The following is a 22,643-nucleotide window of genomic DNA, read 5'->3' as shown; positions in this document are numbered from 1 at the left end:
CCGGTACCTGGAGGAGTTCCTGCGGCTGCGGGTGCCCGCGAAACGAGCCGGGAGCGGCACCGACATGTTCAGCCGGCTCTGCCACGCCGAGGCCGAGGACGGCAGCAGGCTGAGCGACGACGACGTCGTCAACCACATGATCCTGATGATGGTGGCCGCGCACGACACGTCCACGATCACGATGACCAGCATGAGCTACTATTTGGCACGGCATCCGGAGTGGCAGCAGCGGTGCCGCGAGGAGTCGCTCGCCCTCGGCACGCCAGCGGTGGACCATGCCGACCTCGATCGGCTGCCGTCACTCGCTCTGGTCATGAAGGAGGCGCTGCGCCTGGTCACGCCGGTGCCGATCCTCCTGCGCGCCACAGTGAAAGACATCGACGTGCTCGGCGTCACGGTGCCCGCCGGTACCGTGGCCGCCCTCGCGCTCGCCTTCACCCACCAGATGCCGGAGTACTGGCCGAGCCCGGAACGGTTCGACCCGGAGCGGTTCGCGGACCACCGTCGCGAGGACAAGGTACATCCCTACGCCTGGCAACCGTTCGGTGGCGGGCCACATACCTGCATCGGTCTGCACTTCGCCGGTCAGCAGGTGAAGGCGATCCTGCACCAGATGCTGCTGCGGTACCGGTGGAGCCTGGCACCGGGCTACCGGATCTCATTAGACCGTTTCCCGCTGCCTGTTCCACGGGACGGGCTACCGGTCCAGCTGGAAAAGATCACCTGACCACCTGACCGACCGGCAGACCTACCGGTGCGGCCGCGGCTCGATAGAGGAGTTCGACATCCACCGCGAGATCGGCCGCCACCTGAGCTTCGGCTACGGCATCCACCACTGCCTCGGCGCCGCACTGGCCCGCATCGAGGGCAAGGTGGCCCTGGACGAGGTCCTCACCCGCTTCCTCGACTGGGAAATCGCCTGGGACAACGCCGTCCAAGYCCGTACCTCCACGGTCCGCGGCTGGGCATCGATGCCCGTGCGTGTCTCGTAGCGTCCCGTAAGGCCCGTAAGGCCCGGCGGCCAGCCCCGCTGCCCGCGTGGTGTCCCCGGCCCCGCCTCACCGGCATCGAAAGTCCGTTCCCGTGCGGCTGGGTCCGGCACCCTCCGTCGAGGACAGGGGGCCGACAGCGTGCGTTGGCTTCGGTCCTGGCGCGGAGGCCGGGCCGGGCGAGTGCGTGTCAGGAGAGCTTCGAGGGCCACCAGATCTTCGGACCGAGGTCATGGCTCAGCGCCGGCACGAGGACCGAGCGGACCAGAACCGTGTCCAGCAGCACCCCGAAGGCCACCGAGAAACCCACCTGGGCCAGGAAGACCAGCGGGAGGACGCCGAGCACGGCGAACGTCCCGGYGAGGACGATCCCGGCCGAGGTGATGACCCCGCCCGTGACCGCGAGGCCGCGCACGATGCCGCTACGGGTGCCGTGGATGAGGGTCTCCTCCCGGACCCTGGTCATCAGGAAGATGTTGTAGTCGATCCCCAGGGCGACGAGGAAGATGAACGCAAACAGCGGGAAGCCGGGATCCGCGTTGGCGAACCCGAAGACGTGGTTGAACACCACCGCGCTCACGCCCAGCGTCGCGGCAAACGAGAGYACCACCGTCGCGATCAGGAGGACCGGGGCGAGCAGCGCCCGCAACAGGACGCCGAGCACGAGGAGGATGACGACCAGCACGATCGGGATGATCAGGTTGCGATCGTGGCGCGAGGCGTTCTGGGTGTCGAGATTGATCGCCGACTGGCCACCGACCAGGGCGTTCGCCCCGGGCACCTCCCGGACGACCCGTCGGATCGCAGTGATCGTGTTGTAAGCCTCGGCGGTGTCATAACGGTGGACGATGGCGGCGTCGATGGCGATTCGACCGTCAACCGGGGCGACCTGGACCGACTTCGGGGCGCATCCGTCGGAACCCCTCGCCGCCGGACGTCCACCGGACGCCAACCGGGCGGCGAGTTTGGCGTAGTCGACCTCCACGCAGACCGAGCCGGGAGCGGTGGCGACGCCGTCGACCTTCCGGACGGCGGCGATGACGTCCGCGGCGGCAACGGTGTTGGTGATGATGACGGCCGGGGCGCCCTGCCCCTGGCTGAAGTTGGCGTCGAAGATCTCCTGGCCGACGATCGCCTCCGGCCGCCCCGTCAGGCTGTCCGTCGTCGACAGGCCGTCGACCTTCAGGGTGACGATCAGGGACGAGCAGGCCAGCAACACGACCGTCGTGACGATCCAGGCCCACCGGGCCCGGCGGACGAGGCCTCCGGCGAAGCGTGCCCAGAGACCGTGACCGGCGAGGTCGGCCTGGTGATCGACGCGGGGAATGCGAGGCCAGAAGATCCAGCGCCCGGCGATCACCAGGAACACCGGCAGGAAGATCAGCATGATCAGGGCTGTGCAGGCGATGCCGATCGCCGCCACCGGCCCGAGGCTGCGGGTGGAGTTCAGTTCCCCGAGGCTCAGGCAGAGCAGGCCGAGGATCACCGTTACCGCCGAGGCGGTAATCGCCGGAGCGGCGCCCCGCCAGGCCACGATCATCGCCTGGATCCGGCTGGGGTAGGCGTGCAGCTCCTCCCGATAGCGGCTCACCAGCAGCAGCGCGTAGTCGGTGCCGGCGCCGATGACCAGCACCGACAGGATGCCCTGGCCCTGTCCGTTGAGGGTGAGGACGTTGTTCTTGGCCAACGGATAGATAATCAGCGCCGAGACGCCGAGCGCGAGCACCGCGCTGAACAGCGGGAAGAACCACAACACCGGGCTGCGATAGACGAGCAGCAGGATGCCCACGACGACGAGGCCCGCGGCGAGCAGCAACAGCCCGTCGAGGCCGGAGAATGCCTCGATGAAGGCGACGAGCAGACCCCCCGGCCCGGCCGGGTGCACGGCGAGACCGGCCGGTGCCCCGTCGCGGGCGGCCGCGACGACGGCCTTCTCGACGTCGACGAGCTCATCACCCTTGACCTCGCGGCCGCCGTCCTGGGCGACGAGCGGCACGGCCACGGCGGCCACAGCGCCGTTGCGGGCGAACTGGGGCGGCCCGAGCTGGCCGGCGTCCACCCCGTGAATCCCGGCGAAGGACCTCACGTCGGCGGTGATCTTGGCTTTGTCCTGCGCGGTCAGCCCGCCCTGGCGGTCGTAGACGACGAAGCCGGGAATCGTCCGCACGGAGCGAAACTGCCGCGACGCGGTGTCGACCTTGGTCGACTCGGCCGAGTTCGGGAGGTAGGCGGCATTGTCGTTCTTCTGGACCTCACCGAGCTTGCCCTGGTAGGACCCGCCGACGCCGCCGAGCAGGAGCCAGCCGACGGCCAAGACCGCGAAGACGTAGACGATGCGTGGCCGGCGGGCGCGCGCCGGACGGCCACCGGAACCGGCGGGGCCGGAAGCGGAATCCGCCAGGGTGCCGTTGCCGTCCCCGGCGACAGCCGGCCCCGGCGGGGGCGGTGCTGCTGGCGCTGGCGGGGTCTGCGCCCGTGCCACCGACCCGCCGCTGTCCCTGACCTCGGACTCGTCCCCGCTGGTCATGCCCGTCTCCCCACGCCGAACGCACATCTTGCCCAACGATGGCGATTCTGGCGCATGCCACCGACAGAACTCGTAGGCCCCACCGGCCGGCTGGCGAAGAACCGATGAAAACCTTCACGTCAGGGATGTGACCCGCAAGCCCGGGGTGACTCGGTGCGGTAAGCGGCTCGCGATGACCGTCAGCCCGGACCGTCAGCCCGGACCGTCAGCCCGGACCGTCAGCCCGGACCGTCAGCCCGGACCGTCAGCCCGGACCGTCAGCCCGGACCGTCCGTCCCGGTGGCGGCCTGCGCAGCGAGCAGGGTGTTGCGCAGCAGCATCGCGATCGTCATCGGCCCCACCCCGCCCGGCACCGGGGTCAATTTCCCGGCCACCTCGCGCACCGCCTCGAAATCCACGTCGCCACGCAGGCCCTGCGGGGTCCGRTGCATGCCGACGTCGATGACGGTGGYGCCCGGCTTCACCGCGTCGGCGCCGATGATCGCCTGCTTTCCCGCTGCGACGACGAGCACGTCGGCGCCGCGGCAGACCGCCGCCAGGTCCCGTGTACGGGAGTGACAGATCGTTAGGGTCGCGTTACGTCCCACCAGCAGCGCTGCCACCGGACGACCGACCAGCTCCGAACGACCGACGACGACCGTGGGCGTACCGGACAACTCGACGTCGTAGGAGTCCAGCAACTCGATGATCCCGGACGGTGTGCAGGGCCGCAGACCCGGCAGACCCCGGGCGAGCAGACCGACGCTGGCGGTGGTGAGCCCGTCAACGTCCTTCCCGGGTGGGATCCGGCCGACGAGCGCGGCCCCGTCCAAGCCTTCGGGCACCGGAAGCTGCAGCAGAATACCCGACACGGCCGGATCGGCGGCAAGATCATCCAAGAGCGCCGCGACCTTCTCCTGGGAGGTGTCGGCCGGCAGGTGTTGATGCAGGTCGGCCATGCCGGCCTCGACACAGGCCCGACGCTTGCCACCGACGTACACGGCGGACGCGGGGTCGTCACCCACGAGCACGGTCGCGAGGCCGGGCTGGATGCCGGTCCGGTCGCGGAACTCAGCGACCTCCCTGGCCACGTTCTCACGCACTCTGCGGGCGACGGCCTTGCCGTCGATTATCACTGCGCTCACTATCGGCCCTTCGCGTCACGGTCGTCAGATCATGTCCGGGTTCTATTCGGGTCTCCGATCCGGTCTCCAAGCCGGGTCATGCCCGGGTCAGCCAGGCGTCCGGCGCGGTCCCCCGACATCCGGCGGAGCCCGAGCGAGCACGCTACGCCAACATGGCACACAGGTGCCCGGTACCGTCATACCCACCACCGAGGGGAACCCTCGGCGCGGGAAGCACCGACGCCGGCCACATTGTCCGGCCACATTGTGGGGAGCAAGGCACGGTCCAGGGACCGCAGACCGTGCTCAGGTCCCCCCACATTCACCGGCGACGGCCGGGTGACGGCCAGCCGACGGACGGGTAACGGCCCGGTGACGGCCGGTGGCCGTCACGGGCGGGCCGCTGGAACTCCCGAATAGGCCACGGCGGCCAGCCAGAGACGAACCTCACGCGGGGTACACAGACGAACGACCCGGTGTCCGGCGTGGTGTTCGGCGATGCTGTCGGCGAGACGGTTGCGGCTGGTACTCGGATATCTCCACAGCCACGTGAGAAAAGCGAGGTCGAGCCGTTCCGGGCAGTTCGCGGCGAGGTCGGGACGGTTCCGCCCGTGCCACCGCGCCCAGCGTCGCAGTACTCGTGGGATGGTGATCCGCCGCGGCAGGTCCAGGAACACGATGAGGTCGGCGGCGGGAATGCGCAGGTCCAGCGTGCCGCCGTAGTTCCCGTCCATCACCCATGCGGGCTCGGCGACGAGGTCGGCGACGACGGACCGCCATTGCGCCGTGGGTGTCTCGACCCATCCCGGTTGCCAGAAGTACCGGTCGAGATGCACGAGCGGCAGTCCGGTCTGGCGCGCGAGCTCACGCGCCAGGGTGCTCTTGCCCGCCCCGCCGCTGCCGACGACGAGGATCCGCCGGGCGTCAGAGGGCATCGCTGCCGGCGCGGAGTCACGGCTCGTCCCGAGCGCATTCACCCGGTCAGTGTCCCACTGGTGCGCCCGGCCTGGTGGCGAAACATCGTGCTTCATCCTGACCCGACCGTCACCGCCAAGCCGATGGGGTGAGCCGCCGACGGTGCCAGCGTGTCGTTGATTGACGACGGTAGATCATGTTGCAATCCTCCGGCCTCGGAGAGTTGGCATTGCGTGATGGCTCCACGAACTCCTCCAGCCGGTCGACCGACGTCGGCCGATCACCGTCGACGGCTGACCGTGGCAGCCGGCCAGAGGAGATCATTTCGCGATGAACGATCGAAGGACATTCATCCGTGCCGCCACGGTGGCCACGACCCTCGCGCCCTGGTCGCTCGGCTACCTCGGCGCGGCCACCGCGGCGGGCGCGGCCACCGCGGCGCCGTCCTCCCCACCCGCGCCCACCCGACCCGCCGTCGTGGACATTCCATCCCCGACCGGGGCCTCCGGTCTCCTCACCGGCGGCAACACCGCAGGCCTTTTCGCGGGCTACTGGCAGACCTCATCCTCCGAGCTCAGTGGGTTCGTCTACCACGGCGGTACGGTGCGCGGCCTGCCGGGGAACAGCCGGYCGGCCGCGGTGAGCGAGGCCGGCGTGGTCGTCGGCGAGAACACCACGCGTTACAGCCGGGAGGCGTTCCGCTGGAACCGTGGCGTCTATCAGTCGCTGGGATTCCTCGGCGGYACCCCCAGTCAGGGCGGACAGTCCAGTACCGCGGTCGACGTCAGCGACACCGGATTCATCGTGGGGACCAGCACCACCAATACGGGCGAGCAGCACGCCTACCGGTGGTCGAACGGCACGATGACGGATCTGGGCACRCTTGGCGGACCGTTGAGTTCCGCCGTGGCCGTCACGGTGCAGGGAAGGGTGGTGGGTAACAGCCTCACCCGGGAGGGCRCCAGCCACGGGTTTCTCTGGTCGGCCGGCACAATATCGGATCTCGGGACCCTCGGCGGTTCCTCGACCGTCGTCGCCGACGTGAACAACGCCAGGCAGATCGTGGGGACCAGCGAGACCTCGGACGGCCATTCCCGCGCGTTCCTGTGGGACGGCGGCCGCATGACCGATCTCGGGACCCTCGGCAGTGACCTGCACAGCGAGGCGGTCGCCGTGAACAGGCTCGGTCAGGTGTTGGTGCGCAGCCTCGGATCGTCGGGTGGCGGGTTCCTGTGGATCGCGGGTCGCCGCATCCCGATCACCTCACCGCTCGGCCCGCTGGAGCTTCTCGGCCTCAATGATCACGGTGTGGTGTGCGGGACGGTGCCCTCGGGTCAGGGCAGCCACGCGTTCCGCTGGTACCGCGGCCGGCTGACCGATCTGGGCACCCTCGGAGGACCGGTGAGCACGGGCAACGCCGCCACCCCGAACAACGTCGTGCTCGGTTCCGCGACCACCACGGACTCCCCGTTTCCCCATGCGGCGTTCTGGCCGAACACCGGCGCCTGACGTTCTCGGCGAGCCGTCACAATGGTTTCTCGGTGACGAGGGGCTTCTCGGTGACGAGGCCGCCGTTGACGTGCAGCCGGCGGGTCACCGCGACCGTGTCGAGCATGCGCCGATCATGGGTGACGAGTAGCAGGGTGCCCGCATAGCCGGCCAGCGCCTGTTCGAGCTGATCGATCGCCGGAAGGTCGAGGTGGTTGGTGGGTTCGTCGAGCACCAGGCAGTTCACGCCGACCGCCTGCAGCAGCGCGAGCCCCGCCCGGGTGCGTTCTCCCGGCGACAGGGACGCCGCCGGCCGGGTGACCTGATCCGGGCCGAGACCGAACTTCGCGAACAGGGTGCGCACCTCACCCGCCGGCCAACTGGTCGCCCGCTCGGCGACGGCCAGCGCCGTGGCCTCACCCCGGAACAGGCCGCGGGCCTGGTCGATCTCGCCGAGCCGCACGCCGGACCCGAGTGCCTGGTGCCCCCGGGCCAGGGGGATACGGCCGAGCAGCGCACCCAGCATGGTCGTCTTGCCCCCGCCGTTCGGCCCGGTGATCACCACCCGGTCCGCCCACGCGATCGTCAGATCGACCGGCCCCAGGGTGAAGCCCGACCGGGCCACCACCGCGCCGGTCAATGTCGCGACGACATCGCCCGACCGGGGCGCGGCGGCGATCGACATGCGCAGCTGCCATTCCTTGCGGGGCTCCTCGACCTCCGCCAACCGGTCGATGCGGGACTCGATGGACCGGACCCTGGCCGCGCTCTTCGTCGCCGCCTCGATCCGGGCTCCCTTGGCAGCCCGGTCACCGTCGGGCATCCGCCGCTTCGCCCGCACCGAACCCCGCACCGCCTGCTCCCGCTGGCGTTGCGCCTGGGCGACGAGATCGGCTCGCTGGCCGGCGTACTCCTCGTACCGCTCCCGGGCTTGACGCCGCGCGACCTCGCGGGCCTGCAGGTATGCCGTCCATCCGCCAGCGAAGAGGGTGAGGCCGTGCCGGTGCGGATCGAGTTCGGCGACGGTGTCGATGGTGCGGTCGAGGAACTCGCGGTCGTGGCTGACGACGACCAGCGCCCCGGGCACGCCTTGGACGAACCGCTCGAGCCGTTCCAGCCCGTCGAAGTCGAGGTCGTTGGTGGGCTCGTCGAGCAGGGTGATGTCGAACCGGGACAGCAGGACGCCGGCCAGCGATCCCCGGGCGGCCTGCCCGCCGGACAACGCCGTCGTCGGGCTGTCGAGCGCGCCCGCGGGCAGACCGAGATCGGCGCACACCTCTTCGGCGCGGGCGTCGAGGTCGGCCGCGCCGATCGCCAGCCACCGCTCCAGGGCGACGCTGTAGCGGTCGTCGACTCCGGACATGCCAGGAGCCCCGGACGTGCCAGAAGCCCCGGACGTGCCAGAGACCCCGGACATGCCCAGGGCCAACGCCTCGGTCGCGGCGTCGAGCTCGGCCTGCGCCGCGGCGACGCCGGTGCGACGGGCGAGGAAGGCCCGCAGGGTCTCCCCGGGGTTGCGGTCGGGTTCCTGGGGGAGCAGGCCGACGTTGGCGGTCGGCGGCGCGAGATCCACCCGGCCCGCGTCGGGCGTCACCTGCCCGGCGAGGGCACGCAACAGCGTCGACTTACCGACGCCGTTGGGCCCCACCACGCCGAGACGGTCGCCGGGCGCGACGGTGAGGGAGACGCCGTCGAGGACGGTCGCCCCACCGCGGGTGACGGTGAGGCCGGACGCGACGAGGGTGGCGGACATCTGACCAGTCTGGCGCATGGACGACGCATCGCGTCCCGCCCCCTGTGGTCGCCTCCATCCGGTGGGATCCTACGGTGGGACCGTGCGGCTGACCGACGTCGAGGCCCGCACCCGGTTCACCGCGGCGCGGGTCGCCCGGCTCGCCACCGCCGGTGGCGACGGACGTCCACACATCGTGCCCGTCACCTTCGCCGTGAACGCGGGCGCCGTGAACGCGGGCGCCGCCAGCGTCGTCACCGCAGTCGATCACAAACCGAAGAGCACGCTCGGGGGTCTGCGGCGCCTGCGCAACATCACCGAGAATCCTCAGGTCAGCCTGCTCGTCGACGCCTACGACGACGACTGGTCGCGGCTGTGGTGGGCGCGCGCCGACGGCGAGGCCCGCATCGTCCGGGCGGGAGAACCCGGACACGCCCCCGCCGTCGAACTGCTCATCGCCCGATATGACCAGTACCAGGCTGCCCCGCCCGCCGGGCCGGCAATCATCGTGACGGTGGCCCGCTGGTCAGGGTGGGCCTTCTCGGCGTAGCCGGCTGTTGACATCGCCCTCAGCGCGGGCCGGTTTCGGTCGTACCCGGCGCCCGCGGGCGGTCCCAGCCGGGAGGCAGGGTATCCGGTGTGCGCCAGGACGGGTCCGGCTGGAAATCGCACCAGGTGCCGTCGAACGGGAACGCCCTCGCCTCGACGAGCCGCAGCAGCCGCTCGCCCTCGGCCCGCACCGCCGCCGCGTCGGTGACCCAGTAGTGCTCGGGAAACGCGAGCCGTTCCGCGAGCTCGTGCTCGTCCTTCCACTGCCAGGTCCGGTCCGGGCAGACCCACAGGTCGAGGTCGTGGTCGGTCGTATCCACCCCGACGAGTCCGTCGTAGCGCCAGGCCACGGCGGGTGCCTCGAGATTGATGTACCAACGGGCGAACCGCCCCTGCCGGTCCCAGAACCACCACACCGAGTGTGCGCCCGCCGGCGGGATCAGCATGAGGATGTTCGGCCCAGGCCAGGGCCTCGTCACCAGCACCGTAGATTGGCGGATCCATTCGGCGAACGGCATGTCGCGCAGGCCGCGACCGTCCGTGCTCAGCTCGACGGCCATCGGGCAGCCGTGCGGGATCCACAGCCGCAGGCCGCGCTCATCGTGGCCGACCACGTGACCCGCGCGGACGAAGACGAGCCGCTTGGTGGTGAACGACCGGTGCACGACCACTTCGCCCGGGACAAATCCGCCCGGGACGAACGGACCCGCCGGTGCGGCGCCCGAAGCGGGCGGTGGCGATGCCTGGGGACCGGGATGGGGACCAGCCTGGGAACCGGGATCGTACGCCACGGGGCTTTCCGGCTTCGTCACCGTCCGACTGTACGGTGCCGCCCCGCCCCGGCGTGTCCCCCGCCACAACCTCACAACAGACGGGATGGGACGCTCGTGACGGTCGATTCCGCCGTCGATCAACCGACGGCACCGGCCAGCAGCTCCCGGACGACGGGCACCATCGGATGCTCCATCCCCCAGACCCTRAGCAGATCGGCGAGCAGCGCCGATAGGGTCTCGGTGGCCGACGCCCGATGGCCGGCGCCGAGCTGCAACAGCCCGATCTGCCGTCGCAGCTCGAAGACCTGGGCGTCGTCCGCACCGAACACCCTGATCTCGTCCTCCAGCAGCCCACGAAGCTGTTCGAGCGCCTGGCCGGTCTCACCGATCAGGGCCCGGCAGGTCGCCTCCCGCAGACGGCAGCGCAGAACCCGCTCGCTGTCCGGAGCGTCCCGGTGGACGAGATCGACGAGAAGCGTGCGGTAGCCGTCCACGGCGCGGCGGAAGTCACCGCCCTCGAACAGGTGGTCCGCCAGATCGAGACGGAGCGCGAGCACGTCCGCGCTGTCGTGGCCGAGGGCACGACCGGCCCGGTCCACCGCCGCCGCCAGCACACCGGCGGCCTGGCTGTAGCGGGAAGCCCGGGCCAACGTCCGAGCCTCGTCCCGGGCACGACGAAGCTCGGACCGCCCGACCCCGCCACCGGATTCCCCGGGCGGTCCAGCGGCGGATCCCCGTGTGGAGGCGGCGGTGTTCCGGGCCGCCCCGCGCGGTACCACCCGGCCCGCGACCGCCGCGTACATCCGTACCGGGTTGTCCACGGCGTCGTCGACGGCCCCGGGAAGCGGGCCGAGGTCCACCACGGATCCGATCAACGCCGCGTACACCTTCTCCACGCCGCACGGGCGATCCTCCGGTGCCTTGCTCAGCATCGCGGCGACCAGCTCGTCGAGGCCGCGCGGCACGTCGGCGCGCAGCGACCGCACCCGCGCCGGGACCTCCTCGACCTGCTTGTTCATCACCGTGTAGGACGACGCACCGGCGAACAGCCGCTGACCGGTCAACATCTCGAACAGCGTGGCACCCAGCGCGTAGATGTCGGTGGCGGGCGTGCTCAGGCCGGCAAGCACCTGCTCGGGCGCCATGTAGGCAGGGCTGCCGAGGTGCTGGCCGGTCACCGTGATCTTCGACAGGTTGGTCCGGTCGAGCGCAACGGCAAGCCCGAAGTCCAGCACCTTCACGGTACCGTCCGGCTCCAGCATCAGATTCGCCGGTTTGAGGTCGCGGTGCACGAGCGACGCCCGATGCGCCACCGCGAGCACCGAGGCCACCTGGGCGGCAATCGCGGCGGCCCAGCCGACGGGCAGCGCGCCTTGCTCGGCGACGAGATCCGCCACGCTGAGGCCGTGCACCCGCTGCATGACCAGGTAGGGACGCTCCTCGTGGGTACCCGCGTCGTACACCGCCGGCACCCCCGGATGCAGCAGGCGGGCGGTGATGCGGGACTCCCGGATGAACCGGCGGATCAGCTCCTGGTCGGGCTGGCCGTCGGGAAAACGGACGAACTTGACCGCGATCTCCCGGTCGAGTTTCACATCCCGGCCGACCCAGACCTCACCCATTCCGCCCTTGGCCAATGGAACAGCCTCGAGCTCATACCGCCTGTCGATCATCCACCGCGCGGCCACCGTGCCCCCGTCCCTTCCCGCCCGATCCCCGGGAACACTACCCCCACCCGGAAACGGCATCGGCCACGGCATTGTCGGCCGGCCACGGCATTGTCGAGTTGCTGATCCGGGCTGCACCGCGCCGCCTTCAGCGTCACCAGGAGAAGGCTTCGGCCGGACCTGTGTACCGGGCAGGGGTGTCATTACCCGGGACCTGTCTCCCCGCCCCGCAGGCTTCCGTCGGCGATTCCGAGATGACCGAGCCGGACGATGGTCTCGGCCAGTTCCACCGCGTTGCGCAGCGACTTCTCGACCATCGTGAGGCGCTGGAAGTCGAGCCCCCGGGAACGCTGTTCGGCCAGCGGGAGAACCGGTATCCGGACCCGCCGCGGGTCGGCGCGCGGCGACGATCCACCCGAGCGACCGGCGGCCTGGGCATCCGCGCCACCACCGGATCGCCCGTGCGCCCGATGGCCTGCCGCCCGCAGGATCCCGGCCAGGAAGTACGGATCGAGCCGGTCGGGATCGCCCCGCAGGAGCACCACCCGCGGCCCGAGAACGGCGCCCGCGTCCTCGACGACTCGGGCCATGCTCTCCCCCGACGCCGTCACACAGACGACGTCGCCGGGCCGGAGAACGAGCATTCCGGCCAGTTCCTCCGTCCGGCTCGACGGGCCCCGCCCATGCCGGACATCGCCCGCGGTGAGCAACGGCAGGTCACCGACCCCGGCCCTGGTCTGCAACGGGRCCATCAGGATCGTCAACGATCCGGCTTTTGCCAACTCACCGATCGTGACGCTCGACGTGACGCTCAACGAAGCCGGCCGGTCCGCCGGTCCGGATCCCCTCGGTGGGGTCAGGAGGGGAACCGCCGAGGACAACGAGGCCACCGTCGCCAGGAAATCCTCCCGGACAGCGGGGAATTCACCGACCGCGGGAAATTCACCGACAGCGGTTCTTTCCGGAGGATGGTCGATGTAGCGTCGCGGGCTCACGTCGACCTCGTCGTCGAGGAGGTCCGCAACGCATATCCGCCGGAATCCCGCCGGCAGATCGGCGTCGTCGGCCACCTGGTCCGCCTGGGCGGCGGTGTCGCCGCCGAACCCGCCAGCGGCGACGAACAACGCCCAGGCCGCTTCGACGACGGCGATCTCATCGCGCGCCAGGCCCAGCAGCACCTGAGCGGGCGTCGCCCCGGCCCCGCCGGCACCGGCATCGGAACCGGCACCGGCATCGGGGCCGGCCCCGGCATCGGGGCCGGCCCCGCGGCGGAGCACCCACAGATCCGGGGCCGATCCCGCCGGGAACAGGCCGGGCGGCAGCCCCAGCACGGCGCGCAACTCCCCGGCGCGCAGCAGGTTCGCCCTGATGCGGCGCCCGGCACGGCGCGACGCGGCGGCCGCCGGCATGATGACCAGCACCTGCGCGCCGTCCCGGGCGTGCGCCAGGCAGTACTGCACCCAGGCCAGCTCGGGTTCCCCCCGCGGTGGAACACCGTGGCGCCACCACGGCGCGCCGAGCAGCTCGTCGTAGCCCCAGGAACGCTGCCCGAACGGCGGGGCGCACAGGACCGCGTCGGCCCGTTCCCCGGCGAAGGTGCCGGCGAGCAGCGAATCGCCCGCGACGATCCGCGCGTCACCACCCCGCAGCAGCAGTCCGACGGCGCTCACCCGCGCCATCGTCGGGTTGACATCCTGGCCGAGCAGGCGGCCCGCCCCCGCGGCCCGGGCGGCCTCCAACAGCCCGCCGATCCCGCAGGCCGGGTCGAGCACCGTGGCGGCCCCCGACCGGCCGCGCAGGCCGGCGAGGGTCACCATCAGCTCCCCGACCGCCCGCGGAGGCTCCGCCACCTGCCGGGAGCAGACCTCGCGGTAGCGGGCGCGCAGCGCGTCGAAGAGCTCCGCGTGGCCGTGCCGGTCCGCCGCCTCGGCGGCGACCCGGGCGATCGCCACCCACCCGGTCTCCCAGGTATCGGGGAAACCACCGGGAAGCTCCGGCACGGCGCGGGCGATCGCCGGTTCCAGGGATACGGCCGCCACCGCGTCGCTCTCCCCGAGCAGTGCCGTGGCGCCCGCGGGATCCCGCTGACGATAAATGAGGAAACCCCCGAGATGGCCGGTCACCTCACCGAGGCGTGGATCATCGACGGCCCCCCGGATCCGCTGCCACACCTGGTCGGCCGCCTCGACCTGGAACGGTCGGTCATGCCGGGCGAGCCAGTCCGCCACGGAGGCCAGCGCGAACAGCGGGCTGGTCGACGTCCCCCCGACGGGTGCGGGAAAGTCGGCGAACCGGCGCCGCCAGTTACTGACCGCGGCCCGCCCGACTCCGGCCAGCCGGGCGATGTCGGTGGCGGTGACCGTGGCCGTGTCTGCGGCCGTGGCCGTGGCCGTGGCCGTGGCCGTGACAGCCGCGGAGCTCGCCGTGTCCCGACCGCTGGTCTTCACCGGCAGCCCGTTCACGGCAGCCCGCCGAACAGGGCGAGGGCGCGGTCCTGCGGCTCGTCTCCGAGGGGCACGACGAACCGGCGGTCGAGGAAGCGGTTGCCACGCTCGCAGGTCGTCTCGGACACGAACAGGCAGACGTGGCAGGCGGCTCCGTGCAGGAAGTCGGCGGGCGCCGACGGCAGCCGCTCGGCGCACAGCGGATCGGACGAGCAGTGCCGGGCGTCGGCGAGGGCCCGGCGGGTCAGCCGGAGCAGCTGGTCGGGCTCGGCCAGCGACACCAGCCCGCCCAGGGTGCCCTCCGCGTCCGGGACGGCCGTGTAGATGAGGATGCCGCCGCGCGGGTCGCCGTCGTCCCCGGCGTAGATGCGTTCGCTCAGGCTGGCCGAGCTGTAGCCGCACTCCAGCGCGATAGTCCGGATAAGCAGGTGGGACAGGGTGTGCAGGGCGAGGAAGCGCTCCCCGGGCCAGCCCTGCATGGGGTCGAAGTCCCCGGCGATCCGGTCGGAGTAGCGGTTCACCCGGAATCGGCTGTAGGCGTCGCGGTGCTCGCGCATCGCGACACTGTCCGCGACGCGGCGCGCCCACGGGCCGAGGATCTCCTCGGGCACCCGCAGGAACATGCCCTCGCCGCGGACCTCGCTCGCCGGTACCCAGGAAGCCGGCCCACGGGCCAGCGGCGCCCGGATGACGAGGTCGGGGTCGTCCGGGTCGGGCGCGTCCAGCCGGGTGAACCCGGTCAGCGCCCGTACCTCCCGCAGGCGTTCGGCCTGCACGACGTCGGCGTAGCAGCCGGCAAGCGGTGCCGGCACACCGCCGGGCTCGCGGCGCAGGGCGAAATCGTCGGTGGGTTCCGGGAGGACGGCGGAGGAGAAGATCTCCCATTCCGGGGTGCGCAGATCCGGGTAGGCCCGCTCGCCGTCGGCGTCGGAACCCGGGGCCGGGCCGGTTTCGATCGCGGCGCGATGCCGCTCGACCGCGGCCCAGATCTCGGCGTTCGACCACTTCTCCAGCTGACGGAACACCGGGATCGGCGCTGAGCGGGCAAAGTCCAGAATCGCCATATTGTTGATCTTTTCGAAGACCTCCCAGTGCTGTTCGACCTTGACCGCCAGCTCGCTGGCGCCAGTCCGCGGCACCGACAGCACCGACAGCGTCTGGGCGAACCACTGGTTGGAGGCGCCGACGACGAGCAGGCGGGACTCCTGCGGGCACCCGCCATCGGCGAAGGTCCCCAGGTGGGGATGGCGGCCCCGGCAGCGTGGCAGGTGCCCCGCACCGCGACGACCCATGGCCTCCCGGATGTTGCGCCGGGCGTCGCAGTTCACGCACCGGATCTCGACGTTGGCGCCGAGGTTGCCGCCACGGTCCTCCATCCGCAGCCGGGGATGACTCGCCCTGGCGCACTGCGCGCCCCGGTGCACGAACATCGGGTAGGGGAAGTCGTCGAGATGACCCGCGGTGCAGGCGAGCACGAAACGGGCCGCCACCGCGAGCGGCCGGCGGCCGGTCTTCTTCCGCCCGCAGGTGCCGTGGAAGAAGCGGGCGTCCTGGGGCCGGGTCAGCCACGGGTTCTCGAACCCGAACGCGCGGGAGGCGATCACGTCCAGCTCGTTGCAGGCGGTGCAGCGCAGCCAGTTCGGGAACGGCACGGTGGGCACGCCGATGCGGGCGCCCTGCCCGCTGCGGTCGCCCGCATCGGTCTCCGCCCATGGGGCCGGGCGCAGCTCGGTGACGCCCCGGTCGTACAGCCGCCGCACGGCGGCGAGCAACCGCGGCTCGACGATCGGCTGGTACTCGGGGACGTTGCGGTAGTCCCAGTCGTCAACGCCGCGGACGATCGCGGAGAAGTTCGGCAGGTCGACGAGCGCGCCGACACCGCTGGTGAACATCAGGTGGCTGGGCCGGACCGCGCCGACCCGCCGGTGGAACGCCGTGACCATCAGATACCCCTCCCCGGGAGCGCTGCGCGGGCCGACCGCGCCGGACGGCCCGCCCGTGCCGCCGCGAAGGCCGTCTCCCCCAGCTCGTCCCCGACCGGGGCGGCCTCGTCGTCCACCTCGTCCCTGTCGTCCACCTCGCTGCTCCCGATCTCACCGCTGCTGCCGATCTCACCGCCGCTGCCGATCTCACCGCCGCTGCCGATCTCACCGGTACCGTCGGCGTCCGGCGGCGCGCCGAACGCCCAGCCCGGCTCGCCGTAGGCGGGGGTGAAGATCTCGGCGGGGCCGGGCACCAGCAGGTTGATCTCGCGCTCGGTCTCCCGCATCGACTGGGCGACGGTGAGAACGTCCCAGCGGACGTGCCCGGCGGGCTCCAGCAGGCCGGTGACCCGCTGCTGTCCCCCGGCCGTGCGATAACCGATGCGGGACGGGCCCGTCCTCGTCAGCTCCCACCTCTCGATCAGCTGCCGGATCCGTTCTTCGAGGTACTCCCGGCCGCGCGGCCCGGCGACGGCCTCGGCGCGGGCCAGCAGCCGGTCGATCACTCCACTGACCGTCGGGCCGGCGAGGTCCACGTCGTGGGCGTTGACGTTGCGAGTGTTCGCCTCGTCGGCGTGCCGGACGGCGGCGACGAACGTGCCGGTGGCGGTCCGGTCGAGGGAGCGGCGGGTGAACGGGGTCACGGACAGCGCCTCCACCTGCCGGTAGAAGGTCGCATGGTAGTACTCGAAGTCCTCGTAGTGAGCGAGATCCCGCGGCCGGGCCCAGTTGTACAGGGTGACGACAAGACCCGGGCGGCCGGCGTCCCGGCCGACCCGGGAGGACGCCTGGATGTACTCGGCGGTGTTCTTCGGCTGGCCGATCACGGCCATCAGCCCGAACCGGGAGACGTCCACCCCGACCTGGAGCATCGAAGTCGCGAGCACCACGTCGACCGGGATCCGGTCCTGGTTGCTCCGGGCGCGGGTGCGCTCGGCGAGGGGGTGCGGTGCCCGCCGGTCCCGCTCCCTGCTCCGGAACGATGCGCGGACGTTCTCGGCGACGGCCTCCCGCCGCGCGGAGGTGTCGAGCTCGGGGTCGAAGGGGATCTCCAGGCGGCCCAGCACCTCGCTGATGTCCGCCGACGAGACCCGGGAGGTCAGCTCCGAGATCGCGAGCATGCCGGTACCGGTGACGATGCGGTTGGCGAGCCCCTTGCGCCGGCCGTGGGTACGCACCCGGGTGGTGACGTCGTCGTCGAGGTAGCGGCRCATGCCGGCGAGCTCGCGAGTGGCGTTGAAGTAGCCGACGAGGGTCAGATAGGGCTCGGCGGGGGTGCCGTGCCGGTCGAACAGGGTCTGGCCGGCGAGGAGCAGGATCTCGGCGAGGCGGATCTCGGCGGACTTCATCCTCGTCCCGTGCGCGCAGACGCCGAGGTAGCGCCGGCCCGGGGTGGCGGGGGTGACCGGGACCCGCCGGGAGAAGAACGTATCGGTCACGTCGATCACCTGGGGCGGGAAGACGGCGAGGCCGCGGCCGAAGACGCCGAGCACCTGGTCGCGAGCCCGCCTGGTGGTCGCCGTCGAGGCCACGATCTTCGGGCCGGTGAGCGCGCCGGCCGGGACCGGCCAGGTGCACAGCTCGTCGACCGCGCTCTCGAACAGGCCGACGGTGGTGCCGAGCGCACCGGAGATCAGATGCAGCTCGTCCTGAATGATCAGATCGGGCGGGCGCAGCCGGACGACCGGCTCGCTGGTCACGGCGGGCCGCCTGCCGCGGCTGTGGTGACGCTCGCCGCAGCCGGTGCGGGCGTCGAGGTCGTCGTGGCGGTACCCGTGCCGGGGACAGCGTCGGCTCACCCGGYCGAACAGGATCCCCGCCTCGCCGCGCCAGGGCAGCTGGGCGAGTTTGTCGACGGTGGCGATGACCAGGCTCGGGGCGTAGCGGTAGATCTCCTCGTCGACGGTGAGCACCGGCAGGCCCTCGTCGGGCGCCGCCCGCCGGGAGAACGGGCAGGCGTCGGCCCCCTCGCCGTTCGGGCAGTACAGCAGCACCCGGCGGAGGTCCTCGTCGACGTGGGCGTCGGTATGGGCCCCGAGCGCGCTGCCGCACCACGGGCAGCCCAGGGTCTGCAGGACGTTGGCCCGCTTGCCGTCGCCGGCCTCGCGCGCCTCGCCGACCTGGTCGCGGGCGTCCTCGAACCGGTTCGGGGACACCCCGCCGCCGACCCACAGACCGATGCGGAACGGCGTGGCACCCCAGGTCGCCGGGTCCGCACGGCGCTGCACCTCGGCGGCGCAGACCAGGGTGGCGGCCCGCTGGAACTGCTGGGCGGTGAGCAGCCGCAGCGTGTACCGCATGAGGACGGCGACCCCGGCCTCGCCGGAGCGGGCCGCGGCGCCGGTGCCGACGGTCCCCTGTAGGCGGCGGATCGCGAAGGTGTAGGCGGTCAGGCCGAGGTAGGCCTCGGTCTTGCCGCCGCCGGTGGGGAAGAACAGCAGGTCGACGACGGCGGTGGCGTCCGCGGCCCGCTCCGGGTGCGCCGGGTCGGTCAGGGAGGGCAGGTTGAGCAGCACGAAGCCGAGCTGGAACGGCCGCCAGGAGGCCTCCCCCGCGCCCCGGGCCCGCACAGCAGCGGCGGCCGCAGCGTAGTCCAGCCCCTGCTCGTCGCGCAGCCGGGCGATCGCCGTGTGCCGGCGCTGGGCGGCCATCGCCTCGTTGGCGAACTGGAACGCGGCCAGCGCCTCGCGGTGGCGCGGCTGGTCCTGGTCGGTGAGCAGGGCGATACCGGCCCGGATACGGTCCGCCGCTCGGCGGGCGTCGCCGATTGCCGTGCGAGCGGCCGGGCGCAGCCGCGCCGGCAGGCCCGCGACCTCGGCCTCGCGCTCGTCGAGCCAGGATGCGTAACCGTCGGCGAGGGGCGTCAACCCGCGCCGCAGGGCGGCGGGCCCGGCCACGGCGAGAGTGTCCATGGCCAGTTCGACCCCGGCCAGCGGCGTGCCGGGCCCGGCGGGCGCGACCGTCGCCGGCACGTCGTAGGTGGGCAGCCAGGTGGTCTCCAGCCGGTGGGCGCACCGCTCACCGGGCCGGACGTGCGGATGCACCGCGACATTGCGACCGGTCGCGTAGCGACGCTCCCCCCGGTACAGCAGCTGGAGATGCAGATCCTCGTGATCCGCGTCGAGGGGCGGCGCGCCGGCGAGCGGCGCGCCGGCGAGCGGCGCGCCGCCCTCGGGGGAGCCGGGGCCGGGGCCGAAACCGAGACCGGGGCCGGACCACTCGTCCGCGGGATCGTCGACGGGCAGGAAGACGGCGCGCGCGCCGTCCAGCGCGGTCACCGACAGCGTCGGCTGGAACAGCCACGCCGTGTCCGCGGACGAGTGCGGCTCCGGTTGGCTGTTGACCAGCGTCAGCTCGACGACGCGACGGGCACCGCGCTCGCGGACGGCGACGACGAGGAAGACCCCGGTCTCGTCGTCGCCGACGAGCGGCATCCGCCGAGAACCGGCGCCCAGGTGATCGTCCAGGCGGATCTCCCGGTTCGCGAAGACCACCGGTTCGCGGGTCCACGCGCTGCGCTTGCGGCCCTCGTCGTCCTCCACCTCCCGCTTGGTGTAATGCCCCCAGGCCGCCGTGACGGCGAGGACGTCGACCGGATCCGTGCCGTCGGTTCCGGCCGGCACGTCAGTTCCGGCCGGCACGGCGAAGGAGAGTCCCATCGACGACGCCCAGATCCGCCCCCGGTTCTGCGGGGTGGCGATCTCCGGCAGGTCGGCGTCCGCGTCGCCCTGCACAGCCGTCTCCGTGTCGGCGACGACGTCCGCGGCGGCGGCCTCCCGGGCACCGCGCGGAGCCGGCTTCGGCCCGAGCATGCCGACGAGGTACCGCTCGCGCGGGCCCATCGCCCTGGGGTGGAACTGCTCGCGCTCGCCGCCCCACGGGCCGAGCAGATCCCGGCGGACGAGTTCGGCGAAGGCATCCCGGACCTCATAGGACGCCGCCGGCTCGAAGAGCTGTGGCGCGTCGAGGACCTCCGCGGCCGTACGGCCGTCGGCGCCCGCACCGGCCCCGTCGCCCGCACCGGTGCCGTCGCCCGCCGCGCCCCCCGGCGCGGCAGGCGACGGCGGCGCCCCCAGCGCCCCTGGGATCCCCCGCGGCACGGGGAACAGCCCACCCTCGGCCTCCGGCTCCACCACGGCGCGTCTCCCCCCTCGGCATCCACCGGGCCTCGACGACCCGCCACGAATGCTGTGCCCTCGATTGCCGCATACTTGATCGCCGCATACTTGATTGCTGTGTACTTGATTGCTGTGTACTCGGTTCACAGACTACACCACCGTCATCGGCGACGAAAGCCACCATCCCACCCGGGTCCGACACGTCGGCCGGTGAATGCGCAGGACCTGAGCACGGTCCACGGTCCCCTGGACCGTGCCTTGCCCCCCACAACGTGGCCACCGCGCATGGGACCACCGCGCATGGGACTACCGCGCATGGGACCACCGCGCATGGGACCACCGCGCGATCATGCGGACCCGACCTCGTGAACGCTCGCGCGGGTCAGTGCTCAGGGCATCCGGGCGACACCGCCGTACCAGCTGACCTGGGCATCGGTCGGGCCGTCCGGGGTCACCTCGGCCCGCCAGCGATGGACGATCTGCACCACCCCTTGGTTGCACACGCACTTGTAGGACGGCTCGGCAGTCTTCGTCGTCGGTGTGGCCCGGGTGCCCGCCGCGGCTCGGCCCCACGCGGCGGGCTCGGGATCTGCGCGGATGACGGCCGAGTTGCCACCCAGGGCGCCCTGGCCAGTGCGCATGGCCAGTGCGCCCTGGCCTCCGGGCCGACTGTCTCTGTGGCCGATTCGAGCCGCGAGTTCTGCCTTAACTTCACGCCACTTGAGCGTAGACTGAGATCGTGACGACGCTGCCCTTCACGGATGCTCGGAACCGCCTCTCGGAGCTGCTCGACGACGTCGAGCGAACCCATGACCGGGTAGAGATCACACGCCATGGTCATGCCGTGGCGATCCTCGTCTCGCCTGACGACCTCGCGGCGCTGGAGGAGACCGTCGAGGTGTTGTCGAACCGCGAGACCATGCGGCAGTTGGCCGAGTCCCGCGCCGCTGTCGAGGCCGGCGACGTGCTTGACGCCGAGGACCTGGCGGCGCTCATGGCCAAGCGCGCCGCGCCGGATGCCAGGAGACGCTCGTCATGACGGGCGCTGCCGGGCCGTACCGTCTYGAGATCACCGGTCCGGCGGCCCGCGCGCTTGCTGGACGTATACCGGAAAAGGTCGCCACGGCCGTACACGAGTTCATCACCACGACGCTCCTGGAGAACCCGCACAGGCTCGGTAAGCGTCTCCTCTACCCGCCCTACGCTGGAACCTGGTCGGCGCGGCGAGGCATGTACCGGGTGCTCTATGAGATTGACGAAGAGAACCGCATCGTTCTCGTGACCGCCGTAGAGCACCGCGCCGACGCATACCGCGGGCGTTGAGCGGCGAGACCGCAGCGTGCCGGTACGAGCACCGCCGATGTCCCCCTGCTTGCACATATGGCGCCGGAAGCCTGACGAAGCACCGACCCCTTCCTCACGCGTCCGTTGCCTTGCTCCAGCGGGGCTGCCGCCGCGAGCAAACGCAGTCCTGTCCGCCGACGACTTCGGTCAACTCCTCACCTCAGTGAGCCTTTCCGCGCAACGATCGATAGCTCTGCGTGAGCATCACGGACGGTAGGCGGCTGGGTGGCTGAAGGGGGGCGGTGACAACGGAAGCTCACCAGTCGTGAGCAGGCGGTGCTCGTGCTGCGCTGGTTCGCCGACRCCACCCGGGTCACCCAGGTGCGGCGGGCGTTCACCTMAACAACCGTCCGCCCGGCGCTTTCAGCCTTGGCACGCGGCACGTTGAAGAACACCCCCCACCCGGCGTCGAGGATCGACGTGTTAAGCCCAGTCTTGGCGGCCTGCCCGTTGGGCAGGAACGCTCCCGGCCGGTCGGGGTCAGGCTTGGGCGCGGCCCGCTTGACCATACTCTTGATGTTAAGTTTTTCGACGGCGATCAGGTCGTGGTCGCGGACGAGTTCGAGCGCGGCCTTGTTCGCGAGATCGACCCGCTGCCGGGCGACTGCGCGGGACCGCGCCGCAACCCGTGCCACGGCCTTCTTCCGTCGCTTCGAGCCCCACTTCTTGCGGGACAGGTCTCGCTGCGCGTCGGCAAGGCGTTCGGCGGACCGTTCGAGGAAACGCGGGTTGCCGTAGTGGTCGCCGTTCGAGGTAGTCACCAACGACGCGACCCCGACATCCAGGCCGACCACCGCGCCCGTGGGTTCCACCACCGCGGCGGGAACGTCGTCACACGAGAGCACGAGGTACCAGCGGGCACCGTTGCATCGTGATGATCGATAGCGCTCATCACCTATGCCGCCTCGCCTCTCGGTGAGGCACCCCCGGTCTGACCGGCCGTGGCCGTGCCGGGTTCCCGCTTCCCAGCCACCCGCCCGCTTGCGCGGGTCTTACGGTCGGCTCCACGGGC

Annotated in this window: 16 protein-coding genes and 1 pseudogene; 6 read left to right on the top strand and 11 right to left on the bottom strand. The window is 71.7% G+C overall.

What is annotated here, in order from left to right; translation table 11 throughout:
• Both KBI5_RS07415 and KBI5_RS07410 read left to right on the top strand, forming a co-directional pair.
• Positions 1-727 (top strand): cytochrome P450 (locus KBI5_RS07415; protein WP_116289863.1); only part of this gene is annotated, 727 nt, incomplete at its 5' end.
• Positions 728-779: 52 nt separating this feature from the next.
• Positions 780-992: pseudogene (locus KBI5_RS07410) on the top strand (cytochrome P450); the annotation flags it as partial.
• Between the two features lie 187 nt (positions 993-1,179).
• Here KBI5_RS07410 and KBI5_RS07405 read toward each other — a convergent pair.
• The 3 genes from KBI5_RS07405 to KBI5_RS07395 all read right to left on the bottom strand — a co-directional run bounded on the left by KBI5_RS07405 (position 1,180) and on the right by KBI5_RS07395 (position 5,650).
• On the bottom strand, positions 1,180-3,516 hold the full coding sequence (locus KBI5_RS07405) for an MMPL family transporter (protein ID WP_085014769.1): 2,337 nt from the start codon (positions 3,514-3,516) through the stop codon (positions 1,180-1,182).
• A gap of 257 nt (positions 3,517-3,773) precedes the next feature.
• Entirely contained in the window at positions 3,774-4,640 is an 867-nt protein-coding gene (gene folD, locus KBI5_RS07400; protein ID WP_085014767.1) for a bifunctional methylenetetrahydrofolate dehydrogenase/methenyltetrahydrofolate cyclohydrolase FolD, read from the bottom strand.
• A 368-nt stretch (positions 4,641-5,008) separates the two neighbouring features.
• Complete coding sequence (locus KBI5_RS07395; protein ID WP_232235078.1) at positions 5,009-5,650, bottom strand: adenylate kinase; 642 nt, start codon at positions 5,648-5,650, stop codon at positions 5,009-5,011.
• A gap of 214 nt (positions 5,651-5,864) precedes the next feature.
• On the opposite strand from KBI5_RS07395, the gene KBI5_RS07390 reads away from it, so the two are divergent.
• Positions 5,865-7,043: a twin-arginine translocation pathway signal protein gene (locus KBI5_RS07390; protein WP_085014766.1), complete on the top strand. Its 1,179-nt coding sequence runs from the start codon at positions 5,865-5,867 to the stop codon at positions 7,041-7,043.
• Positions 7,044-7,059: 16 nt separating this feature from the next.
• Here KBI5_RS07390 and KBI5_RS07385 read toward each other — a convergent pair whose 3' ends face one another.
• Positions 7,060-8,775 (bottom strand): ABC-F family ATP-binding cassette domain-containing protein, encoded by a 1,716-nt coding sequence (locus KBI5_RS07385; protein ID WP_035958428.1) that lies wholly within the window; start codon positions 8,773-8,775, stop codon positions 7,060-7,062.
• An 82-nt stretch (positions 8,776-8,857) separates the two neighbouring features.
• Here KBI5_RS07385 and KBI5_RS07380 point away from each other — a divergent pair, with 82 nt between their 5' ends.
• Complete coding sequence (locus tag KBI5_RS07380) at positions 8,858-9,304, top strand: TIGR03668 family PPOX class F420-dependent oxidoreductase (protein ID WP_023841047.1); 447 nt, start codon at positions 8,858-8,860, stop codon at positions 9,302-9,304.
• A gap of 19 nt (positions 9,305-9,323) precedes the next feature.
• On the opposite strand, the gene KBI5_RS07375 is transcribed toward KBI5_RS07380, so the two are convergent.
• From KBI5_RS07375 to KBI5_RS28655, 6 genes are all read right to left on the bottom strand, one after another.
• Positions 9,324-9,974 (bottom strand): DUF402 domain-containing protein, encoded by a 651-nt coding sequence (locus KBI5_RS07375; RefSeq protein WP_035941618.1) that lies wholly within the window; start codon positions 9,972-9,974, stop codon positions 9,324-9,326.
• A gap of 239 nt (positions 9,975-10,213) precedes the next feature.
• Entirely contained in the window at positions 10,214-11,749 is a 1,536-nt protein-coding gene (locus tag KBI5_RS07370; RefSeq protein ID WP_035732424.1) for a serine/threonine-protein kinase, read from the bottom strand.
• 197 nt (positions 11,750-11,946) lie between these two features.
• Positions 11,947-14,190, bottom strand: a complete 2,244-nt coding sequence (locus tag KBI5_RS07365; RefSeq protein ID WP_241882724.1) for an N-6 DNA methylase — start codon at positions 14,188-14,190, stop codon at positions 11,947-11,949.
• 11 nt (positions 14,191-14,201) lie between these two features.
• Positions 14,202-16,130, bottom strand: coding sequence for a DUF1998 domain-containing protein (locus KBI5_RS07360; RefSeq protein WP_011437072.1), 1,929 nt, complete (start codon positions 16,128-16,130; stop codon positions 14,202-14,204).
• Positions 16,130-20,302 carry a DISARM system helicase DrmA gene (drmA, locus tag KBI5_RS07355; protein WP_347272475.1) on the bottom strand — a complete coding sequence of 1,391 codons (4,173 nt, stop codon included), beginning with the start codon at positions 20,300-20,302 and terminating at the stop codon, positions 16,130-16,132. The genes KBI5_RS07360 and drmA overlap by 1 nt, the downstream gene beginning before the upstream one ends.
• Before the next feature lie 374 nt (positions 20,303-20,676).
• Positions 20,677-20,928, bottom strand: coding sequence for a hypothetical protein (locus KBI5_RS28655; protein ID WP_011437074.1), 252 nt, complete (start codon positions 20,926-20,928; stop codon positions 20,677-20,679).
• Positions 20,929-21,026: 98 nt separating this feature from the next.
• On the opposite strand from KBI5_RS28655, the gene KBI5_RS07345 reads away from it, so the two are divergent.
• A complete protein-coding gene (locus KBI5_RS07345) occupies positions 21,027-21,326 on the top strand; it encodes a type II toxin-antitoxin system Phd/YefM family antitoxin (protein ID WP_011437075.1) in 300 nt (99 codons plus the stop codon).
• Entirely contained in the window at positions 21,323-21,610 is a 288-nt protein-coding gene (locus KBI5_RS07340; RefSeq protein WP_011437076.1) for a type II toxin-antitoxin system RelE/ParE family toxin, read from the top strand. Before KBI5_RS07345 ends, KBI5_RS07340 begins: the two co-directional genes overlap by 4 nt.
• A 176-nt stretch (positions 21,611-21,786) precedes the next feature.
• Here KBI5_RS07340 and KBI5_RS07335 read toward each other — a convergent pair whose 3' ends face one another.
• A complete protein-coding gene (locus KBI5_RS07335; RefSeq protein ID WP_277870089.1) occupies positions 21,787-22,530 on the bottom strand; it encodes a transposase in 744 nt (247 codons plus the stop codon).
• Positions 22,531-22,643: the final 113 nt, after the last annotated feature.

It is taken from the genome of Frankia sp. KB5, from assembly GCF_002099325.1.
Classification (GTDB): Bacteria; Actinomycetota; Actinomycetes; order Frankiales; family Frankiaceae; genus Frankia; species Frankia casuarinae.
Note: the sequence above shows the minus strand (reverse complement) of the source record. Positions and strands in the feature narration are given on the sequence as shown.